The organism is Micromonospora sp. NPDC005173 (genome assembly GCF_040608515.1).
GTDB lineage: Bacteria > Actinomycetota > Actinomycetes > Mycobacteriales > Micromonosporaceae > Micromonospora.
In genome coordinates, this window is the sequence record NZ_JBEXIK010000011.1 from 23,084 (window position 1) to 43,177 (window position 20,094).

A 20,094-nucleotide genomic window follows, 5' to 3' on the forward strand; every position below is an offset into this window, starting at 1 on the left:
GGCGGGCATGGCCTGCGCCGCGTGGTCGGCCTCCTCGGTCCGGGCCACCCGTGCGGCCCGCTCCATCGGCCCGATCGGCCCCTCGCGGTCGGCCGAGCCGTCCAGGTTGGTCCGTCCGTCCGCTCCGGCCTGGCCGTCCTGGCCGTCCTGATCGTCCTTGTCGTCCTGGTCGGCGAGCATCCTCCAGGCCGCCTCGGCGGCCCGCTGCTCGGCCTCCTTCTTGCTGCGCCCCTCGGCGCCGCCGTACCGGTTGCCGGCCACCACCACCCAGGCGGTGAACGTCTTGAGGTGGTCCGGACCGGTGCCCTCGATGCGGTATTCCGGCACGCCGAGCCCGAGCGCCGCGGTCAGCTCCTGGAGGCTGGTCTTCCAGTCCAGGGCGGCGCCCCGACCGGCCGACTCGGCCATCAGCGGGTCGAAGAGCCGGTGGATGACGATCCCGGCGGTGTCCAGCCCGTACTGGAGGTAGATCGCGCCGAGCAGCGCCTCCAGGGTGTCGGCGAGGATGCTCGCCTTGTCCCGGCCGCCCGTGGTCTCCTCGCCCTTGCCGAGCAGCAGGTACGCGCCGAGGCCGTCCGGGCCCAGACCACGGGCCACATCGGCGAGCGCGCGCATGTTGACCACGCTGGCCCGCAGCTTGGCCAACTGCCCCTCGGGCAGGTCCGGATGGTTGTGGAAGAGCGCTGTGGTGATCACCACGCCGAGCACCGAGTCGCCGAGGAACTCCAACCGCTCGTTGGTCGGCAGGCCGCCGTTCTCGTACGCGTACGAGCGGTGGGTCAGCGCGCGTTGCAACAGGTCGGGTTCCAGGCTCACGCCGAAGGCGGCTTCCAGGTGACCGACGGACGCCTGCCGCCGCTTGTCGTTGCTCATGATGTGCGTACCTCGGTGTCGGTGGAACGGTCTGTGCGGTCCGTCGCGGCGTCGCCGTCGAGCAACGCGGAGATCAGGTCAGTGGCGCGCCGCCGCCACAGGTGGGCGGCGAGGGCGATGCCGGAGGCGACGTCGTCGGCACGGGCGGCGCCGTGGCAGACGACCACCGTTCCGGCCACTCCGAGCAGGACGGCGGCGCGGGGGGCGACACCACCGACGGGCGGGCCGCCGGCCATCGCGTACGCGCCCTCGATCGCCTTCAGCAGCACGTTACCGGTGAAGCCGTCGGTGACCACCACATCGGCGCGCGCGCCGAGGGCCACGTCGTACCCCTCGACCAGGCCGACGTAGCGCGCCCCGCGGGGCAGCGGCTCGACGGCGAGCAAGGGGTCGGAGGCACGGCGAACCCGGTCGCCCTTGCCGGCCTCGGTGCCGACGGAGAGCAGCCCGACCCGAGGCTCGGCGATCGAGTGCGCCACCGCGGCGTACGCGGCGCCGAGCACGGCGTGCCGGGCGAGGGTGGCCGGACGGGGCTCCAGCGAGCCGCCGACGTCGAGCAGGACGACCGGCCCGGCGACGGCGGGCAGGGTGGCGACCAGGGCGGGTTGGCGGATCTCCGGCCAGCGGCCGAGGCCGAGCACGGCGGCGGTGACGGTCGCGCCGGTGGCACCTGCGGAGACCAGGGCGTCGGCGGTGCCGTCGCGGACGGCGGTGACAGCGGCCCGGACGGTGCTCTCCGCGCGGGCGGCGCTCGGATGGTCGGCCATGCCGACGGCGTCGCGAACCGGCCGCACCGTGATCCGGGCCCGTTGGGCCGGATCGAGGGCAGCAATCAGCTCGTCGGCCACCTCACTCGGGCCGACGAGCAGCAGATGCAGGTTGGGGTCGGCGCGCACGGCACGCAGAGCGCCGTCAACCACGACGGCGGGAGCGTCGTCCCCGCCGAGGAGGTCAACGGCGATCCGCGCGGTGCCCGGCTCCACCGGGACGTCGACCGGAGTAGGCCGGCCGGCGTCGGAGGGAGCCGGGGCACCGGGCGAATGCCAGGGTGCGCGCGCCGCCCGACCTGGGGTCGGGGGCGTCACTCGGCGTCCAGGTCAGACCTCGAGAACCTGGCGGCCGTTGTAGGTGCCGCAGACGGAGCAGGCGGCGTGCGGCAGCTTCGGGGACTTGCACTGCGGGCACGCGACGGTCGCGACCACGGTCGCCTTCCAGTTCGCCCGGCGGGACCGGGTGTTGCTGCGCGACATCTTGCGCTTCGGGACGGCCACGGTTCTTACTCCTCTGTACGGGTCAGTTGCGTCAGGCCCGCCCAACGCGGGTCGATCTGCTGGTGACTGTGGTCGGCCGGCAGATCGTCCCAGTGCACCCCACACTCAGGGCACAGTCCTGGGCAGTCCTCCCGGCAGAGCGGGTTGGTCGGCAGCGTGAGCACCAACGCGTCCCGCAGCGCCGGCTCCAGGTCGATCAGATCGCCCTGCATCCGGCCCACCTCGTCCTCGTCGGTCGTGACGTCCGTGGTGCTGTTCTCGTACGCGTACAGCTCCTGGATCGTCACGGCCATCGATTCGTTGATCTCGCGTAGGCAGCGCCCGCACTCGCCCCGGATGGGACCGGTGATGGTCCCGGAGACGAGCACACCCTCGGACACCGACTGCAACCTCAGATCGAGGTCGAGGCCCGCGCCCTCCGGCACGCCGATCAACTCCACACCGAGGTCCGCCGGTGCCGGCACGACCCGCTGGACCTCACGCAACGCGCCAGGGCGGCGCGGCAGGTCCCTCGTGTCGAGGACCAGCGGCGACCTGGGGTCGAGTGTCGATGGCGAGTGCTTGGGCATAGTCAGACTCCGGCCGGTGAGAGGCCGACAAAAAAGGTTACCTGGGCGACCGCCGGACCGTCGAACCGGGGGCGACGCCCGCCCGAGAATGTCGGCTGGTGAGGTGCCGCTCAGAAGGGTAGCGGGCGTTCGGCCTCATCCCCACCGAAGGTGCCGATCTCCCGTAGCGCGTGCATCTTGTCGCGGCCACGCTCTATCGAGGCGAGCGCCCGGGTGAGGAACTGCTCGAAGTTGGCCAGCGCCGTGTCGACGTAGTCGTCGACCTCCTCGCGCAGGCGCTGCGCCTCCGCCCGGGCCTCGGCGATGATCCGGGCGCCCTCGTGCTCGGCCGACACAGTGATTTCGTTCACCGAGACCAGGCGGGCGTGTTCCGCCTCACCCTCGCTGATGATCCGATCCGCCTCGCGCTTGCCGGCTTCCATGATCTTGTCGCGCTCGTCCAGCAGCGCGGCGGCACGACGCAGGTCGGCGGGGAGGTCGGCGCGCACCTCGTCGAGGGCCGCGATCATCTCACCCCGGTCGACCATGCAGTTGTTCCGCGACATCGGGACGGAGCGGGCCTGCTCCACCATGGCGATCAGTTCGTCGATGCGATCGAGCGGGTCCACCGGTACCTCACTCCCTGTCGTTCTTCGGCCGACCTCCATGATGCGGGCTACGGCCGGTTCCCCGCTCTACCAATCATGTCGTGCCCGCCCCACACCTGCCCCATCCACCCCAACCCGGCGCGTCGCGACATCATGACATTCCGCGACCACCCGCGATCCAGCCCCGTCGATCTTGCACTTCCTGCCACGACCGGGCCCGCCCGGTCGCCGCAGGGGCGCGCGAGCCACCGACCGCAACTGCAGACCGGCGGCGCGGAGGGGTTACGGGCGGGGGCCGAGGCGGGACTGGAGGGCTTCCCGGACCGGGTCGGGGACGTGGGCGGAGATGTCGCCGCCCCACTTGGCCACGTCCTTGACCAGGCTGGAGGAGAGGAAGGAGTAAAGGGGGTTGGTCGGCATGAACAACGTCTCGACCCCGGCCAGCCCGATGTTCATCTGGGCCATCTGCAGCTCGTAGTCGAAGTCGCTGACCGCCCGCAGGCCCTTGATCAGCACGCTCGCCTGCTGGGCGCGGCAGAAGTCGACCAGCAGCCCCCGGAACGACTCGACCCGCACGTTGCCGTACGAGGCGGTCACCTCGCGGAGCATGTCGATCCGCTCCTCGACGGTGAACAGGCCACTCTTCGACTGGTTTATCAGCACGCCGACGATCACCTCATCGAAGAGCCGGCTGGCCCGGCCGATGATGTCGAGGTGTCCGTTGGTGACCGGATCGAACGAGCCGGGACACACCGCACGTCTCATGATCGGCGACCGTACCAAAGGGTGGTCTCGCCGTAACGGCGACTGCGCTCGGCAGTGATCCCATCCACCCAGTCGACCGGCCCGGTGCGGCTGGACCGCTCCACCACCACCAGGGCGTCGGGCACCAGCCAGCCGCCGTCGACCAGCGTCGTCTGCAGCGCGGTGATCTCCGCGTCCGGCACGGCGTACGGCGGGTCGGCGAAGACCACGTCGTACGGCCCACCGTCCGGACCGGCGGCCAGCACTGTCGCAACCTTGCCGGTGACGAGGCGGACGGCCGGGCCGGCCCGCAGGGCCGCCGCGTTCTCCCGGATCACCCGGGCCGCCCGAGCGTCGGACTCGACCAGCAGGACGTGCCGGGCCCCCCGGGAGAGCGCCTCCAGCCCGACCGCGCCGGAACCGGCGTACAGGTCCGCGAAGCGGGCGCCGTTGAGGTCGACCTCGGCCTCGACGGCGCTGAAGAGCGCCTCTCGGACCCGGTCGGAGGTGGGTCGGGTGCCGGCGCCGGGAGGCGCGGCGATCCGCCGGCCGCCGAGCGTCCCGGCCACGATCCGGGTCACCGTTTCCTCCTGCTCATACCCCCGACGCTACGCGAGCCGACGGAGACCACGACCGACACCGTAGGTATCGCCTGGGCGAGCACATGATCACTATTCGTATATCAATGATCTCACATTCATAACATCAGTCTTAGCAAATCCTGAGGGCTGTATCACTCGCGAGGATCTCGCTAGGGTCTGCCGGGTGTCGGCGGCCACCCGCCGGCCCACGGCTCGGGAAGGCACCTAGACATCCGGACGTGCAGTTACCGTCCACTGTCGCTCCCGGGCCACGCCCCTGACGCTTCAGCACTCCAGGAGTACCCGTGATCCGTCCCAAGCTGTCGCTCCGGCGACCGCTGGCCGTCCTGGGAGCCGCCCTCATCGGCCTCACCGGGGCCGTCGCGGTGGCCGCCCCAGCCAGCGCCCACCACACCACGATCACCGCCACCGCCGACTGTGACCGGCTCACCGGTGAGCGCGTGATCAACTGGAAGGTGGAGAACAGCGAGCGCGACAAGGCCGTCACCCTCAAGAAGGTGACCCCGACCCCGGCCACCCCGGTGACCGTGCCCGTCGAAGGCGCCGACGCGGTCGCCCTAGAGGGCTACGTCATCGCCAAGGGCGGCGTCGTGAACGCCGTCCAGCGGGTGCCCGGCGACACCGCCTCCGCCAAGCTCGTGGTGTTCGGCAAGTGGAAGAAGAACGGCCAGGAGGCCACGAACGAGGGCAGCATCAACCTCGCTGGCGACAAGTCCTGCACGCCGGCGCCGAAGTGCATCGACGCCAGCAAGGCCAAGTACAGCCACACGTTCGACGGTCCGAAGGGGACCGCCACCGTCAAGCTCGACGGTGACCTGCCGCTCTGCGGCGAGGGCAAGCAGTGGTTCACGCTGGTGTCGTACTTCGCGCCGCGGCCGGAGTTCGCCACCCCGCAGTACGTGTACGGCACGCCGGACAGCGACTTTGTCGGCGGCACCCAGACCGAGATCGAGCTGAAGGTCGAGATCCCGGACTGCCACACCCAGGTCGACCTGATCTGGGGCGACGTGGAGCAGGTCATCGACCCGCTGGTCGAGGGTGGCAAGCGGTACGACAACAAGAAGCTGGGTTCGCCGGGCGCCCCGGGTAACCGGTCCAGCGGCCCGCAGGGCTGGTACAACGGCGGCGACAAGAGCTGCACCACCCCGGCTACGACCTTCGCGTCCAAGTGCGACGGTTCGGTGGTTGTCTCGCTGACCAACGACGGCAAGATCAGCAAGTACCCGGTCGAGTTCGAGGTCAAGGGCGAGAACGGCTTCTCCAAGAAGGTCTCCGTCGCGGCCGGCAAGGCCGACAACAGCATCGTGGTTCCGGCCGCCGACGCCGGCAAGATCGAGGTGCTGGTCGACGGCAAGGTGATCGACAAGGGCACGTACTCGTGGCAGCGCCCCGAGGACTGCCCGCTGCCGGTCGTGACCACCGAGGCCGACTGCAAGAACTTCGCGCTCACCGTGACCAACCCCGAGGGTGGTCTGCCGGTCAAGGCGACGTTCACCTACGGCGACAAGACCGAGACCCGGACTGTCGCGCCCGGCGGGTCGGAGAAGGTGACCTTCAAGGCCGGCAAGGCCGAGACCGCACTCGTCGCCCTGCCTGACCTGGACCTCGAGATGGAGGCGGTCTACACGCCCGAGCAGGACTGTGGCGGCGGTGGCGGGGGCGGCGACGAGCCGGGCCTCCCGGTCACCGGCGCGGCGGCGGGCGGCATCGCCGCCGGCGCGATCGCGCTGCTGATCGCGGGCGCGGTGCTCTTCGTCATCGCCCGTCGGCGTCGGGTGACCTTCACCGCCTGACCTGACCTGCGCTGAAGCCCGAGGGCGCGTCGACCACCTGGTCGGCGCGCCCTCGGTCGTTTTCGTTGGCGACACCTGAGCGCAGCCAGCGTCCTGCGCCAGCCGTGGAGGGAGTTCGGAGCTCTGTCGGTGCACGGCGGGTGGGCCACCCGCCGTGTCGGCGTCACCCCTAACCTGCCGGGCGACCGAGGAATGCCGGGGGAAGATTGACGGTCAAGCGAACGGGCTACCCGTGGTGCCGACATGGTGCGGCGGAGCCGGGGGCCACGTGGGCCAGGCTTAGATAGGTTGGCCAGCAGTTGAAACGCGGCCTCGATCTGCCGGCCCCACCATCGGCGACTTCAAGGCAAAGGCCTGGCTGCCACTCCGCGGCGGGACACGACGCTCCCCCTGCACGCCTTCGGTGGCCCTGCTGGCAGCGGCCACCTCTGAACCGCTGCGGCTCAGGTTCTGCCGCAACAATGTCGACCAGCCCGGCCGGCTGCGGCGTGAGGTACGCGGGTAGGACGAACGAAGCCATCCACCGTCATACATAAAACCGCCGAGGGCATGGCTGCCGATCGCTGCTGCGGACGGCGGCTTGAAATCATTCGCCCGGGTGCCCCGTCGGGTTTCCGGGCGCCCTCTCATTCAGCAAGGCCTTTAGCCGCATCCCAGAGGACCCAATGAAGCAACTGATCACGCTCGGCCGCGTCAGCATTATGCAGCCTGCGAAATTCCTTAATTGATACGTCGAGACGGGAGTAGCGTAGCTCGGCCCGCTCAGCGTCAGCCAACTGCATGGATCTCTCGACCGCCACTACAAGGCTCATCCAACACGGCTCAGGAGACGACTCTCGCAGGTAGGGAAGAAGGTAGTAGCGCCAGTCCTGTTGAACCACAAGACCTTTGCCCTTCCGACTAAAACCAGAACTCTTGGCAGTGTCAAGGAGCACGGACATCCCGCGCGGGGAGGCTACCTTGGCAACCCGAGGAACAGGCCATCCAAGACGCGACCTAACCATCCCCCCACGCCAGATCCTTATCATCTTGACCGCTCTCCAAAGACATTCGTGCTTGTGGTCCAGCTCAAGTCATCACCGCACAACCAAAAATTCGGTGTCGGGCGTGATTCCTTTGTAGAATGAATCATCCATTCTACGAAGCGCCTCCACCGGCGATCCGGGCGGAGCACTCGGCGCCTACCAGAAGGCTCGTAAGTCCTTCAGCGAAGCTCTCGGCATCGAGCCGTCCGAACGCCTCCGACAGCTACAGGGCGCGATCCTGCAACGCGACGAACTCACCATCGCCCGGCCCGCCCTCTAGAAGGCCCACCCTCAGCCCTTCTCCAGGTACTCCGCGCGGTCCTCGTCGACCAGGGCCGCGACCGACGCCGCCAGCGCCGGATTCGCGGTCAGCTCCGGGTCCTCCTCGATCAGGGTGATCGCCTCGGCGCGGGCGTCGCGGATCAGGTCGGCGTCGCGTCTGAGGGACAGCAGCCGCAGGTGCGAACGGTGCCCCGACTGGGTGGCGCCCAGCACGTCACCCTCGCGGCGCTGCTCCAGATCCAATTCGGCGAGCTTGAAACCGTCGCTCGTGGACGCGACCGCGTCCAGCCGTTCCCGCGCCGACGACCCTTCGGCCGCCTCGCTGACCAGCAGGCAGAGCCCGGCGGCGGCACCTCGACCGACCCGGCCTCGGAGCTGGTGCAGTTGGGAGACACCGAACCGGTCGGCGTCCAGCACGATCATCACGGTCGCGTTCGGCACGTCCACGCCGACCTCGATCACGGTGGTCGCCACCAGCACATCCAGGTCACCGGCGGCGAAGGACCGCATCACCGCGTCCTTCTCGTCGGCCGGCAGGCGGCCGTGCAGCACCCCGATCCGCAGCCCGTGCAGCGGCCCCTCGGCCAGCAGCGGTGCCACCTCGGTCACCGCCAGCGGCGGCCGGCGCCCGTTGTCGTCCACCGGCGGCGGCTCCTCCTCCGACGCCGGGCCCTCCCCGATTCGCGGGCACACCACGTACGCCTGGTGCCCGGCGGCCACCTCCTCGCGCAGCCGGCGCCAGGCCCGGTCCAAAAAGGCCGGTCGCTCGGCGGCCGGCACCACGTGCGAGGCGATCGGCGACCGACCCCGGGGCAGCTGGGAGAGGGTGGAGACCTCCAGGTCGCCGTAGACGGTCATCGCCACCGTGCGCGGGATCGGGGTGGCCGTCATCACCAGCACGTGCGGCGGTTGGTCTGCCTTGGACCGCAGCGCGTCACGCTGCTCCACCCCGAAGCGGTGCTGCTCGTCGACCACCACCAGACCGAGATCGGCGAAGTCCACCCCCTCGTAGAGCAGCGCGTGGGTGCCGAGCACGATCCCGGCGGCACCGCTGGCCACCTCGCCGAGCGCCCGGCGGCGGGCCGCCGCGCCCAGCGAGCCGGTGACCAGCTCCACCCGGGTGGCGTTGTCGGCGGAATCCAGCTCGCCGGCCCGCCCGAGCGGCCCGAGCAGGTCGCGCATGCCGCGGTGGTGCTGACCGGCCAGCACCTCGGTGGGCGCCAGCAGTGCCGCCTGCCCGCCCGCGTCGACCACCTGGAGCATCGCCCGCAGCGCCACCACCGTCTTGCCCGAACCCACCTCGCCCTGCAACAACCGGTGCATCGGGTGCGGGGCGGCCAGGTCCGCGGCGATCTCCACGCCGACGTCGCGCTGACCGGTGGTCAGCTCGTACGGCAGCCGGGCGTCGAAGGCGTCCAGCAGCCCACCGGCGCGTGCCGGACGGGGCCGGGCCGGCCAGTCAGCGGCCCGGTGCTTGCGCTGCACCAGGGTCACCTGGACGGCGAACGCCTCGTCCCACTTGAGCCGCCGCCGCGCCCGGTAGAGCTCCTCCTTGCTGGTCGGCCGGTGGATCTCCCGCAGCGCGGTGCCCAGCCCGACCAGATTGCGGCTGGCCAGCACGGTGGCGGGCAGCGGATCCTCCGGCGGGGTGAAGGTGTCCAGCACGACCCGCACGCAGCGGGCGATCACCCAGGTCGGCACCGCCGCCGCGGCCGGGTAGACGGGGATCAGCGCGCCGGCGAACTCCTCGATCTCGTCGCTGAGCGCCGCCTCGCCTTCGCCGCCCTCGCCGAGCAGGACGTACTCCGGACCGTTGAGCTGACGCTTGCCCCGGAACTCGGTGACCTTGCCGGCGAACAGCCCCCACCGGCCCGGACGCAGCTCCCGCTCGCGCCACGCCTGGTTGCCGAAGAAGGTCAGCGTCAGCAAACCGCCCGAGCCGTCGCCGACGGTCACCTCCAGCAGGTTGCCCCGGCGCTGGCGCATCGGGCGCACCGCGGTGCGCTGCACCTGGGCCATCACGGTGACCTGCTCACCGACGTCCAGCGAGCGGATGTCGGTGTGCTCGCCGCGCTCGTCGTAGCGGCGCGGGAAGTGGTAGACCAGGTCACCCGCGGTGTGCAGGTCGAGGTGGGCGGCCAACGCCTTGGCCGTCTTGTCCCCGACCAGCTTCTTCAACGGAGTGTCCACCGTGGCCGGCTCGCTCATTCGACTCCCACCAGGAGCGGATAATACGGCTGGCCGCCGGGGTACGCCTGCACCTCGACGAACGGCCAGCGCCGCGCGACGTGCGCGCGGACGGCATCGGTGAGCCCGGCCGGCGCGTCCACCCCGGCCAGCAGGGTGACCAGTTCCCCGCCGCCGCCGAGCATCCGGTCGACGACGGCCGCGCAGGTGTCGGTCAGGTCGGTGCCGATCAGGTGCACCTCCCCCTCGACCAGCGCCAGCACGTCGCCAGGGCGGCACGGGCCGGCCACGGTCAACGCTTCCCGGCTGGCGTGGCAGACCTCGGCGTAGCGGCAGGCGCCGGCCGCCTCGGCCATCGCGATCACGTCGTCCTCGAAGCGGCGGGCGCCGTCGCGGACCGCGAGGGCGGCCAGCGCCTGGACCGGCGAGCGGGTCGGCACCACGCTCACCTTGATGCCGTACCGGTGTGCCTCGCGGGCCGCCGCGCTCGCCACGGCCTCGGTGTTCGGGTCGTTGGGCAGCACCACCACCCGGGCCGCGCCGGTGCTGCGCACCGCGTCCAACAGCTCGCCGGTGGACGGGTTGCCCGGCACGACGGTGGCGCCCTCCGCGGCGAATACCCCGGCGATCCCGACGCCGGTGGCCACCACCACGGCGGCTCGGCCGTCCGTCGCCGGGCCGAGGGACGGCTCCGGCTGGTCGGCGAAGCGGGTCACCGAGATCCGGTACGGGCGACCGGCGGCGACGCCCGCCTCGACCGCCGCACCCACGTCGTTGACGTGCACGTGCACGTTCCAGGTGCCTTCCGGCTCACGCCCGTCGCCGACGACGACCAGCGAATCCCCCAGCGCGTTCAGCGCCTGGCGCATGCCGGCCACCGCCTCCGCGTCGGCGTCGAGGAGGAACTGCACCTCGTAGGCGTACTCGTCGGAGCCGGTCTCCCGGGCAACGGTGGCCGCCGGCCGGGCGGAGCGCGGCGCCGGCGCGAGCCGGGCGGCGACCTCCCCGGTGAGCACCTCGACCAGGGCGTCGAGCAGCACGCAGAGCCCTCGGCCGCCTGCGTCGACCACGCCGGCGCGGGCCAGGGCCGGCAGCTGCTCCGGGGTCCGGGCCAGCGCCTCGGCCGCCGCCCGCGCCGCGGCCCGGGCCACCGCCGGCAGGTCGTCGCTGTCCGTGCGCTCGGCCGCGAGAGCGGCCGCGCCGACCACGGTGAGCAGGGTGCCCTCCACCGGCCGGGCGACCGCCGTGTACGCGGCGGCGGTGGCGGACCGCAGCGCGGTGGCCAACTCCCGGCCGCGCACCGCCGGCACGGCGACGACCGCGTCGGCGAAGCCGCGCAGGATCTGCGACAGGATCACCCCGGAGTTGCCGCGTGCGCCGAGCAGCGCGCCCTGGGCCATCAGCCGCAACGCGTGCCCGTGCGCGGTCGGCCCGCTGTTTGGGAGGGTGTCCAGGTCCATCGCCAGAGCCTGCTGGGCCGAGGTGAGGGTGAGCACCAGGTTGGTGCCGGTGTCGCCGTCGGGCACCGGATAGACGTTGAGCTGGTCGATCTCACCCTGGTGGCGCTTCAGCGCAGCCAGCCCGCTCGCGCACCAGCGGCGGACCGCGGCGGCGTCGAGGGTGTCCAGCACGGCCAGAAGCCTACTGGCGCACGCCGACACCCGTCGGACTCGTCCGGCGTGTCCGGTCGCCTCCGGCCCGGCGGTGATCCTGGCGCCGGTGGTCGGGGCTTCCGGTACCGTTGCCGCCGGACCGGCCCACCAGACTGCGGAAGTGCCCAGCACCACCTGCGGGCTGGGGCGCGGGCGGTCGCCCGACCGGGCCGGTTCGCCGGGTCGGCGGGTCATCGGGTAACCTGACCAGGTTGCCCGGGCAGCACCTGCCGGCGACCTCATGAACGTTTCAATCCCAGGAGTATCCCGTGGCTAGCGTGTGCGACGTCTGTGGCAAGGGACCGGGCTTCGGCCACAACGTGTCCCACTCGCACCGGCGGACCAACCGCCGCTGGAACCCGAACATCCAGTCGGTGCGTACCCCGGCCGGTGGCGGCAACACCAAGAAGTTGCAGGTCTGCACCTCGTGCATCAAGGCTGGCAAGGTCACCCGCGCCTGACGCGGTAGCACCCACCTTCTCGTACGGCTCAGCCGGCGGACCCCTGTGGTCCGCCGGCTCTGTCGTGTCCGCGCGGGGTCGCTGACGAGTACGCGACGCGGCTGCCGACCCGGGCCGCCGTCCGGTTAGGGTCGCGCTGCGCCGGCCGTCCGGTCCGGCGCGGGCGGAGGGGTGACGGGTGCAGCTGGACCTGGGCCGGGACGAGATGGTCATGGTGGGCGCCGCGTTGGACCTGCTGCGCGGGCTCGGCGAACTGCTGCCCACCGGCAGCGTGGTGGTGGTCGAGGAACCCGACCTGATCCGCCGCCGCGACCTCGACCGGCACTGCGCCGCGCTGCCGTTCGTCTCCCGGGTGGTGGCCGCGGAGTACCAGACCGACCTGGACCCGGCGGCGCTGCTCGCCCGGGAACCGGGGCTGACCGCCGCGCGGCTGGTGGTGCCCGGCCAGGAGTACGGGGTGCTCGCCGCGGCTCGGCTGGCCGACGCGCTCGGCCTGCCCGGTGCCGGCGTCAAGGCCGCCGAGATTTTCACCGACAAGCACCGGATGCGGTTGCTCGCCGCGGCGGCCGGCCTGACCAACCCGGCGTTCGCGCTGGTCGGCACCGCCGCCGAGGCGACCGCGTTCGCCCACCGACAGGGTGGGCGGTGCGTGTTGAAGCCGACCCGCCGCGCCGGCAGCCTCGGCGTGCAGATCGTCCCCGATCCGGCCCTGGTCGCCGCCGCGTGGGCCGCCAGCGCCGACCCGGAGACCTCCCCCGACACCACCGGCCGTGGCCTGCCGACCGCAGTCCTCGCCGAGCAGGTGCTGATCGGCACCGAACACAGCGTGGAGCTGTTGGTGGCCGACGGCGAGGTGCGCTTCGGCAACGTCACGGACAAGCGGGTGCTGGCCGGTGGGCGTCCGGTCGAGACCGGGCACACCGTGCCGTCCGCGCTGCCCGAGGATGCCCGGCGGGAGTTGCTCGACGTGGCGGCCCGGCTGGCCGGCGCCGCCGGCTTCCGCACCGGCGTGCTGCACAGCGAGTGGATCCGTACCGCGGACGGCCCGGCGTTGGTGGAGTGCGCCGCCCGGCTGCCCGGTGACCTGATCACCGCGCTGATCTCGGTCGCCTACGAGTGCGGGTTCGTGGCGGCGTACCTGCGGACTCTGCGCGGGGAACGCCCGGACCTGCCGGCACGGCCGTCCGGCGCGGCGGCGGTGGAGTTTCTGCTCGCCCCGCCGGGCACCGTCACCGCCGTGGACGGGGTACGCGCGGCCCGTCGGGTGCCCGGTGTGCTGGACGTCGGCGTGAGCGTGGCGGTGGGCGACCAGGTGGCCGAGGTCACCTCGTCGGTGCGGCGCAGCGGCCAGGTGCTGGCCTGGGGCACCGACCCGGCGGAGGCGACCGGCGCGGCCACCCGGGCAGCCGGCGGGATCCGGATCACCACCGGCTGAGCACCGCCGCCCGCGCCCGTCGCGTCAGAGGGTGCGGCCGAAGGAGACGCAGCCCTCCGCGTCCTTGTAGAAGCCGAAGTTCGGGATCTGGTCGTAGCCAGCGGCGGTGTACATGGCGATCGCCTCGGGCTGCTTGTCCCCGCACTCCAGGACCATCCGCTTGCGGCCCTGCTCGCGGGCCGAGCGCTCGACCGCGGCCAGCACCGTCCGGGCCACACCCCGCCCACGGGCCGCCGGGGCGGTGTACATCCGCTTCAGCTCCGCGGTGTCCGCGCCGTGGCTGCGCCAGCCGCCGCAGCCGACCGGTTCGCCGGCCAGAAAGGCGATGAGGAAGGCGCCGTCCGGCGGCTCGAACTCGGTCGCGTCCACCGGGGTGTCGTCGCCGGTGCCGCCGTAGCGGGCACCGAGGTCGGCCAGCGCGGCACTGATCAACTGCTGCGCCACCGGCGCGTCGAACCGCACCACCCGGATCTCGATCTCACTCACGGTATCCAGCGTACGACGGGCCTGGGGCCTCACCGGAAGTGGTCCCAACCGCGCGGGCCGTCGTAGGCCGCACCGTCGACGGTGACCCCGGCACCGGCCGTGACCAGACCGATCGGCCGCCACTCCGGCGGCAACGCCACCGCCGGGGGGAAGGTCGCGGCCAACGCGTGGTCCTCGCCACCGGCCAGGATCCAGGTGTACGGGTCGACGCCGAGCGCCTGCGCGGCGTCGGCCATCTGCCGGGGTACCTCGAACGCGTCCCGGCGCACGTCGATCGCCACCCCGCTGGCCGCCGCCACGTGCCCGACGTCGGCGAGCAACCCGTCCGACACGTCGATCATGGAGGTGGCGCCGAGCCGGGCGGCCTGCGGCCCGGCCGAGTACGGCACCTCCGGCCGCCGGTACGCCTCGACCAGCAGCCGGGGGGTGCGGAAGCCGCGGGTGAGCACGGTCAGTCCGGCCGCCGCGTACCCCATGCGGCCGGCCAGGGCCAGCACGTCGCCGGGGCGGGCGCCGGAGCGCACCACCGGCGGGCGGCCACCGAGGTCACCCAACGCGGTGACCGCGATGGTCAGCGTGGGGCTGGACGACATGTCCCCGCCGACCACGCTCGCGCCGACCGTGGCCGCCTCGGCGCCCAGCCCGTCGGCCAACTCCTCGGCCCAGCTGGTCTCCAGGTCCGCGGGCATGCAGAGGGCGACCAACAGGGCGGTCGGGGTGGCGCCCATCGCCGCGATGTCGGCCAGGTTGGCCGCCGCCGCTCGATGCCCGACGTCCCGCGCCGAGCACCAGTCCCGCCGGAAGTGCCGCCCGTCGACCAGCACGTCGGTGGAGGCCGCAACCCGGCCATCCGGGGCGGCCACCACCGCCGCGTCGTCCCCTGGGCCGAGCAGGGTCATCGGCCCGGACGGCAGCCGGGCGGTGATCCGCCCGATCAACCCGAACTCGCCGATCCCGGCCACGCTGGCGCCACTGCCGGCGTTCCGCCCGTTCTGCCCGGCTCCGCCGCGCTCGCTCACTGCTTCTCCTTGACCACCGATAGGGATCAGACCTGGTCCGTAAGGTAGTTTCACCCTTCGGGCCGCCCCGGGGCGGCGACGGACGGAGGTCGAGTCGTGGTACAGGCGTACATCCTCATCCAGACCGAGGTCGGCCGGGCACGTGACGTGGCCGGTCTCATCGCGGACCTTGCCGGCGTGGTGCGCGTCGACGCCGTCACCGGGCCGTACGACGTGGTCGTCCTCACCGAGGCGAACACCGTCGACGAGCTCGGCAAACTCATCGTCAGCAAGGTGCAGATGGTGCCCGGCATCACCCGCACCCTCACGTGTTCGGTGGTGCGGCTGTAAGTGGACGAGATCAGGCCCTCCTCTTCCGCAGCTCTCGACGGCGACGGGTCCGACGCGACGCGTGACGTGGCCGACGGGACCGGGCCGGCTGACGGTATCCGCGAGCCGGCCGAGCCGGCCACGGACGCGCCGGCCGGCCGGGACCGGACCATCCGCGGCGCCGCCCTGCTGGCCACGTTGATCGCGCTGCCGGTCACGCTGCTGGTGGCCGTGCTGGCCTTCGCCAAGCTCTCCCCGGCCGATCCGGCCGCCGCGCCCAGCCCCTCCGCGACCACCGCCCGGGTGCAGTCCACCGCCCCGGTCGAGATGGCCGCCCCGGCGCTGGCCGCCCGCCCGGCCACGGTCTGCCGCGCCCTGCTCTCCCAGCTGCCGCAGAGCATCCGCGACCTGACCCAGCGCCCGGTCACCGCCAGCCCGGAGCAGAACGCCGCGTACGGCGACCCGGCGCTCACCGTCGCCTGCGGCGGCACCGAGCCGGCCTTCCCGGCCACCGACGAGGTCTGGCGGGTGAACTCGGTCTGCTGGCACCCGGTCGTGCAGGGCGACGCGACCGTGCTCACCACGGTCGACCGGGAGACGCCGGTGACGGTGCGCGTTCCACTCTCGTACGAGCAGCCGTTGCAGTGGGTGTCGCCGCTCTCCGACGCGGTCGTGGCATCGGTGCCCTCCGGGGGCGACATCCCCGCCGGCTGCCGGGCCTGATCCGACCGGCGTCCGGCCCCGAGCGGAAACACGGGCCGGCCCGTCGTCGTGCTGGCCGCTCCGCAGTAGCCCCGTCGTCGTGCTGGCCGCTGCGGAGTGGTGGCTGCTCAGTGCAGGCCGACGCCGCGTCGCTGGGCGGTACGGATCAGGCGGTTGACCAGCTTCGGGTACTCCAGGCCGGAGGCCGCCCACATCCGCGGGAACATCGACGTCGGGGTGAACCCGGGCATCGTGTTGATCTCGTTGAGGTAGATGTCCAGCTCGGGGGTGACGAAGAAGTCGGCGCGGGCCAGGCCGGCGCAGTCCAGCGCGGTGAACGCGCGGACGGCGTACTCCTGCACCTGGCGGGTCACCTTCTCCGGCAGCCCGGCCGGAATGTCGTACTCGCAGGAGTCGTCGAGGTACTTCGCCTCGAAGTCGTAGAAGTCGTGGTCGGCGACGACCCGCACCTCGGCCAGCACGGACGCCTCGGGCGCGCCGCCGGCCTCGCCCTCCAGCACGCCGCACTCGATCTCGCGGCCGACGATCGCGGCCTCGATGATGACCTTCGGGTCGAACTGCCGGGCGGTGGCGACGGCCGCGTCCAGCTGCGCCCAGTCGGTGACCCGGGTGATGCCGAACGACGAGCCGGCCCGGGACGGCTTGACGAAGACCGGCAGGCCGAGCCGCTCCTTGTCCTGCTCGCTGAGCGTCATGCCGTTGCGCAGCACCGCGTACGGGCCGACCGGGATGCCCTCGACCGCGCAGAGCTTCTTGGTGAACTCCTTGTCCATCGCTGCGGCGGAGGCGAACACGTTCGCCCCGACGTAGGGGATGCCGGCCATCTCCAGCATTCCCTGGATGGTGCCGTCCTCGCCGTACGTGCCGTGCAGCACCGGGAAGACCACGTCCACGTCGGCCAGCGCCCGGGGGCCCTCGGTCGGGTCGAGCACCATCAGCCCGTTGCCGGTCGGGTCGGCGCGCAGCACGATGTCCTCGCCGGAATCGGCGGTGATCTCCGGTAACTGGCGGGCGTTGATCGCGAGCTGGGCGGGATCACCGCTGGTCAACACCCACTGGCCAGCCCGGGTGATGCCCACCGGCACCACCTCGTACTCGTCCGGGTCGAGCGCGCCGAACACGCTGCCCGCGCTGACGCAGGAGATGCCGTGCTCCGGGCTGCGGCCGCCGAAGACGATCGCCACGCGGGTCCTGCCTGGGGTGGTCACTCCGGTCACCTCTTCGTACGCGACTGCGGCTGATCGTGCTCGCCGGTGGCGCTCACCCGGTTGACCTTACTGTGCGTGGCGGTGGGGCGAGGCGATACCCGGCGAGCCACGGTACGACACGGCATTCGGTCAACAGGGGATATACGGTGCGTGACGGGATGTTCGACGGAGCGCGGGGCGCTGGTCGGGGTGGTCAGTCGCGGGAGTGTCGGCGGCCGACCGCGATCACCTTGACCCGCTGCCGGCCGGCCCGGACCATGCCCAGGGCCATGAACGCCCCGGCGATCCGGTCGGCGGCCTCCCGATTGCTGGCGCCGACGACCTGCCGGCGCCGCTCGGGGGCGGTCCGCTCGTTGCGGTCGATGCCCTCGACGGGACGCACGTCGGTGAGCACGACCAGGAAGCGGGTCATCGCCGGCCGTCCGGGGGCACGGCGGGGGGCTCCTGACCGGTACGCACGTCGTCTCCTTCCGGCGGGCCGGGATGGCCGCGGCACGCGGCGATCGAGTACGGGGGAGAAACCCGATCGCCGCGTGCCCCATCCCCTCCGGTCGCTCACCACCACCGTCGCCACGACAACCGGCAGTGAGGACGCGATGACAGATTGACACGTGTACAGCAATGAATGCAACTCTCATCGACGTTCTCTCATGCAGACGTTCCCGCAGATGTGTGCGACCATCGATGCATGGCTCCGAAGACCGCCCGTGCCCGCCGGCTCGGCATCGCCCTGCGCCACCACCGGGAAGCCGCCGGGCTCACGCTGGAGACCGCTGCGGACGAGATCAACAGCACCCGCAGCACCCTGTCCCGGTACGAGAACGCGCAGACGCTGATCAGCCCAGCCACCGTGCGCGCCCTGCTCACCTCGTACGGGGTGGGCGCCGAGGAGGTGGCCGCGGCGGTGCAACTCGCCAAGGACGCCCGCAAGCCGGGCTGGTGGGTGTCGTACTCCTACCTGCTGGATCCACGCACCATCGACTTCATCGCCCTGGAGGCCGAGGCCACCGCGATCGCCAACTTCGAGCCCTCGGTCGTGCCCGGCCTGCTGCAGACGGCGGACTACATCCGAGGCGTGATGCGCGGCGGGCCGCACACCCTCGGCGACGACCTGGTGGAGCAGCGGGTCAAGGTCCGCCTCGACCGGCAACAGCGGCTCACCAGTGACGAGCCGCCCATCCTCGACGCGATCATCGACGAGGGCGCGCTGCTGCGACCGGTCGGCGACCGGTCGGTGATGGACGGGCAACTACGCCACCTGGTCAAGATGGCCGAGCTGCCGAACATCACCGTCCAGGTGATCCCGCTCTCCGCCGGCTACCACCGGGGCACCCGCGGCTCGCTGCACATCCTGGAATTCGCCGACCCGGAGGACCCGATCATCGCCTCGGTGGAGACCGTCGCCGGCCAGATGATCCTCGACCGAGCCGGCGAGACGCGTACCTGCACCAAGATCATGGAGCACCTGCGGAGCGTGGCGCTCAGCCCGGCCGACAGCCGCGACCAGCTCCTGACACTCCTGAAGGGACGGTAGGACCGATGACACCGACGATCACAGCGGCGCTGGCCGCGGCGGCATGGCGCAAGAGCAGCCGCAGCGGCGACGAGGGCGCCTGCGTGGAGGTGGCCGCGATCCCGCGGCTGGTGGCCGTCCGCGACTCCAAGGACCCGGCCGGCCCGGCCCTGCTGTTCCCGCCGGCCGCCTGGGCCGCCTTCGCCCAGGCACCGCCCCGCCCCTGACCGGGCGAGGTGGGCCGGGCCGGGCTCAGGCCACCAGCGGCCTGGGCTCCGGCACGGCACGTAGCGCCTCCAGCGCGGCGATCGCCACCCCGCGGGCACCGGCCATGTCCCGCTCCGGCACCAGGGCGAAGGTGGCCACCGCCGCCTGCTCCTCCCGGAGCACGGTGTGCTCGCGGACCGTCGCCAGGAACCAGTCGCGGAACTCCGGCGCCGCTTCCACCACCCCGCCGCCGACGAAGTACGCGTGCGGGTCGGTGAAGTTGGCCGCCACGGTGAACAACCGGGCCAGCGCCATCGCCTGCTGGGCGAAGAGGTCCCGGGCCAGCGCGTCCCCCCGCTCGCCGTAGCCCCGGACCAGCTTCGCCGCCCGGGCCACCGGCTCCGCGGTGAGCGGGTGGTCGGGATACCGGGTCAGCCAGTACGGCAGCAGATTGCGCTCGATGCCGGTCAGCGAGGCGACGCTCTCGACGTCCCCGACGAAGCCGCAGGCGCAGGTGGGCTCCGGCTGCCCCGGGCCGAGCAGCCCGGTCAGCGGGATGTGCACGTGACCCAGCTCCCCGGCCATCCCGGCCGCGCCGGCGATCACCCGACCGCTCTCGACCACCCCGCCGCCGAGGCCGGTGCCGACGATCGCGGAGACCGACGACCGGTTCATCGCCTCGGCGCCGAAGTACACATGGTGGGCGTAGAGCGCGGCCGCGTTGCCGTCGTTGTGGTAGACCACCGGCAGGCCGAGCCGCCGCTCCAACGCGCCGCGCACGTCGAAGCCGCGCCAGGCCGGCTGGGAGAAGTTGGTGGAACCCCGCGAGGAGATGACGCCGGTGGCGCTGGCCGGGCCGGGGGTGTCCAGCCCGACCGCCCGGACCAGCTCACGCGGCACACCGGTCTGCGCCAGGGCCCCGTCCAGCGCCCGGGCCAGCGCCTCGATCGCCGCATCCGGCCCGTCCCGCACCTCGCTGGGGATCTCCAACAGCCCGTCCACCAGGAAGCGGCCGTCGACCGTCAGCACCGTGGCGTTGTTGCTAGTGCCGCCGTTGTCCAACCCGACGACCACCGGCACCCCTGCGCTGCCCACCGAAACCGCCTCCCGCCGTCGTGAGTGTGAGCCGAGGCTAGTGCGTGGGCCCC

At 72.3% G+C, this 20,094-nt stretch carries 21 protein-coding genes and 1 pseudogene; 8 read left to right on the top strand and 14 right to left on the bottom strand.

Translation table 11 applies throughout. The features are described 5' to 3' along the window. Positions 1–153: 153 nt before the first annotated feature. The 7 genes and pseudogenes from rnc to rsmD form a co-directional block, all read right to left on the bottom strand. A pseudogene (gene rnc / locus ABZV00_RS15045) lies at positions 154–873 on the bottom strand (ribonuclease III); the annotation flags it as partial. Further along, positions 870–1,856, bottom strand: coding sequence for a phosphate acyltransferase PlsX (locus ABZV00_RS15050; protein ID WP_355606022.1), 987 nt, complete (start codon positions 1,854–1,856; stop codon positions 870–872). The pseudogene rnc and the gene ABZV00_RS15050, both read right to left, overlap by 4 nt. 114 nt (positions 1,857–1,970) lie before the next feature. Next, positions 1,971–2,144 (bottom strand): 50S ribosomal protein L32, encoded by a 174-nt coding sequence (gene rpmF, locus ABZV00_RS15055; RefSeq protein WP_030335284.1) that lies wholly within the window; start codon positions 2,142–2,144, stop codon positions 1,971–1,973. A gap of 5 nt (positions 2,145–2,149) precedes the next feature. Beyond that, positions 2,150–2,713 (bottom strand): YceD family protein, encoded by a 564-nt coding sequence (locus ABZV00_RS15060; protein WP_328424481.1) that lies wholly within the window; start codon positions 2,711–2,713, stop codon positions 2,150–2,152. Between the two features lie 110 nt (positions 2,714–2,823). Then, complete coding sequence (locus ABZV00_RS15065; RefSeq protein WP_328424479.1) at positions 2,824–3,321, bottom strand: hypothetical protein; 498 nt, start codon at positions 3,319–3,321, stop codon at positions 2,824–2,826. 261 nt (positions 3,322–3,582) lie between these two features. Further along, on the bottom strand, positions 3,583–4,065 hold the full coding sequence (gene coaD, locus ABZV00_RS15070; protein ID WP_074317724.1) for a pantetheine-phosphate adenylyltransferase: 483 nt from the start codon (positions 4,063–4,065) through the stop codon (positions 3,583–3,585). Beyond that, entirely contained in the window at positions 4,062–4,625 is a 564-nt protein-coding gene (gene rsmD / locus ABZV00_RS15075; protein WP_355606026.1) for a 16S rRNA (guanine(966)-N(2))-methyltransferase RsmD, read from the bottom strand. The genes coaD and rsmD overlap by 4 nt, the downstream gene beginning before the upstream one ends. A 305-nt stretch (positions 4,626–4,930) precedes the next feature. On the opposite strand from rsmD, the gene ABZV00_RS15080 reads away from it, so the two are divergent. Next, on the top strand, positions 4,931–6,439 hold the full coding sequence (locus ABZV00_RS15080; protein ID WP_355606029.1) for a cell wall anchor protein: 1,509 nt from the start codon (positions 4,931–4,933) through the stop codon (positions 6,437–6,439). A 1,134-nt stretch (positions 6,440–7,573) separates the two neighbouring features. Further along, positions 7,574–7,744 (top strand): BTAD domain-containing putative transcriptional regulator, encoded by a 171-nt coding sequence (locus tag ABZV00_RS15085; protein ID WP_355606384.1) that lies wholly within the window; start codon positions 7,574–7,576, stop codon positions 7,742–7,744. 11 nt (positions 7,745–7,755) lie between these two features. Here the strand turns inward: ABZV00_RS15085 and recG are convergent, their stop codons facing one another. Both recG and ABZV00_RS15095 read right to left on the bottom strand, forming a co-directional pair. Next, positions 7,756–9,954, bottom strand: a complete 2,199-nt coding sequence (recG, locus tag ABZV00_RS15090; RefSeq protein ID WP_355606032.1) for an ATP-dependent DNA helicase RecG — start codon at positions 9,952–9,954, stop codon at positions 7,756–7,758. Continuing rightward, positions 9,951–11,564 carry a DAK2 domain-containing protein gene (locus ABZV00_RS15095; protein WP_355606034.1) on the bottom strand — a complete coding sequence of 538 codons (1,614 nt, stop codon included), beginning with the start codon at positions 11,562–11,564 and terminating at the stop codon, positions 9,951–9,953. Before ABZV00_RS15095 ends, recG begins: the two co-directional genes overlap by 4 nt. Positions 11,565–11,854: 290 nt before the next feature. Between ABZV00_RS15095 and rpmB the strand changes: the two genes are divergently transcribed. Continuing rightward, positions 11,855–12,046, top strand: coding sequence for a 50S ribosomal protein L28 (gene rpmB / locus ABZV00_RS15100; protein ID WP_007456456.1), 192 nt, complete (start codon positions 11,855–11,857; stop codon positions 12,044–12,046). A 178-nt stretch (positions 12,047–12,224) separates the two neighbouring features. Continuing rightward, the gene (locus ABZV00_RS15105; protein ID WP_355606037.1) at positions 12,225–13,481 is read left to right on the top strand and encodes an ATP-grasp domain-containing protein; all 1,257 of its coding nucleotides are present in this window, start codon (positions 12,225–12,227) and stop codon (positions 13,479–13,481) included. 24 nt (positions 13,482–13,505) lie between these two features. On the opposite strand, the gene ABZV00_RS15110 is transcribed toward ABZV00_RS15105, so the two are convergent. After that, positions 13,506–13,967: a GNAT family N-acetyltransferase gene (locus ABZV00_RS15110; RefSeq protein WP_355606039.1), complete on the bottom strand. Its 462-nt coding sequence runs from the start codon at positions 13,965–13,967 to the stop codon at positions 13,506–13,508. Positions 13,968–13,996: 29 nt separating this feature from the next. Beyond that, the gene (locus ABZV00_RS15115; protein ID WP_328424465.1) at positions 13,997–14,986 is read right to left on the bottom strand and encodes a thiamine-phosphate kinase; all 990 of its coding nucleotides are present in this window, start codon (positions 14,984–14,986) and stop codon (positions 13,997–13,999) included. A gap of 96 nt (positions 14,987–15,082) precedes the next feature. Between ABZV00_RS15115 and ABZV00_RS15120 the strand changes: the two genes are divergently transcribed. Both ABZV00_RS15120 and ABZV00_RS15125 read left to right on the top strand, forming a co-directional pair. After that, a complete protein-coding gene (locus tag ABZV00_RS15120; protein ID WP_013284547.1) occupies positions 15,083–15,316 on the top strand; it encodes an Lrp/AsnC ligand binding domain-containing protein in 234 nt (77 codons plus the stop codon). Positions 15,317–15,412: 96 nt separating this feature from the next. Then, positions 15,413–16,018, top strand: a complete 606-nt coding sequence (locus ABZV00_RS15125; RefSeq protein WP_355606387.1) for a DUF3515 family protein — start codon at positions 15,413–15,415, stop codon at positions 16,016–16,018. Positions 16,019–16,125: 107 nt separating this feature from the next. Here the strand turns inward: ABZV00_RS15125 and ABZV00_RS15130 are convergent, their stop codons facing one another. Further along, positions 16,126–17,226 carry a D-alanine--D-alanine ligase family protein gene (locus ABZV00_RS15130; protein WP_355606042.1) on the bottom strand — a complete coding sequence of 367 codons (1,101 nt, stop codon included), beginning with the start codon at positions 17,224–17,226 and terminating at the stop codon, positions 16,126–16,128. A 193-nt stretch (positions 17,227–17,419) separates the two neighbouring features. Beyond that, positions 17,420–17,638: a hypothetical protein gene (locus ABZV00_RS15135; protein WP_328424461.1), complete on the bottom strand. Its 219-nt coding sequence runs from the start codon at positions 17,636–17,638 to the stop codon at positions 17,420–17,422. Positions 17,639–17,914: 276 nt separating this feature from the next. Between ABZV00_RS15135 and ABZV00_RS15140 the strand changes: the two genes are divergently transcribed. After that, complete coding sequence (locus ABZV00_RS15140) at positions 17,915–18,760, top strand: helix-turn-helix transcriptional regulator (protein WP_355606045.1); 846 nt, start codon at positions 17,915–17,917, stop codon at positions 18,758–18,760. 5 nt (positions 18,761–18,765) lie between these two features. Further along, positions 18,766–18,966, top strand: coding sequence for a DUF397 domain-containing protein (locus tag ABZV00_RS15145; RefSeq protein WP_328424457.1), 201 nt, complete (start codon positions 18,766–18,768; stop codon positions 18,964–18,966). Between the two features lie 25 nt (positions 18,967–18,991). Here ABZV00_RS15145 and ABZV00_RS15150 read toward each other — a convergent pair whose 3' ends face one another. Beyond that, positions 18,992–20,041, bottom strand: coding sequence for an ROK family protein (locus ABZV00_RS15150; RefSeq protein ID WP_328424456.1), 1,050 nt, complete (start codon positions 20,039–20,041; stop codon positions 18,992–18,994). Positions 20,042–20,094: the final 53 nt, after the last annotated feature.

Coding starts and splice junctions, on each gene's coding strand:
- ABZV00_RS15060 (WP_328424481.1), bottom strand. CDS start 2,713: ATGCCCAAGCACTCGCCATCGACACTCGACCCCAGGTCGCCGCTGGTC.
- coaD (WP_074317724.1), bottom strand. CDS start 4,065: ATGAGACGTGCGGTGTGTCCCGGCTCGTTCGATCCGGTCACCAACGGA.
- recG (WP_355606032.1), bottom strand. CDS start 9,954: ATGAGCGAGCCGGCCACGGTGGACACTCCGTTGAAGAAGCTGGTCGGG.
- ABZV00_RS15135 (WP_328424461.1), bottom strand. CDS start 17,638: ATGACCCGCTTCCTGGTCGTGCTCACCGACGTGCGTCCCGTCGAGGGC.
- ABZV00_RS15140 (WP_355606045.1), top strand. CDS start 17,915: ATGGCTCCGAAGACCGCCCGTGCCCGCCGGCTCGGCATCGCCCTGCGC.
- ABZV00_RS15145 (WP_328424457.1), top strand. CDS start 18,766: ATGACACCGACGATCACAGCGGCGCTGGCCGCGGCGGCATGGCGCAAG.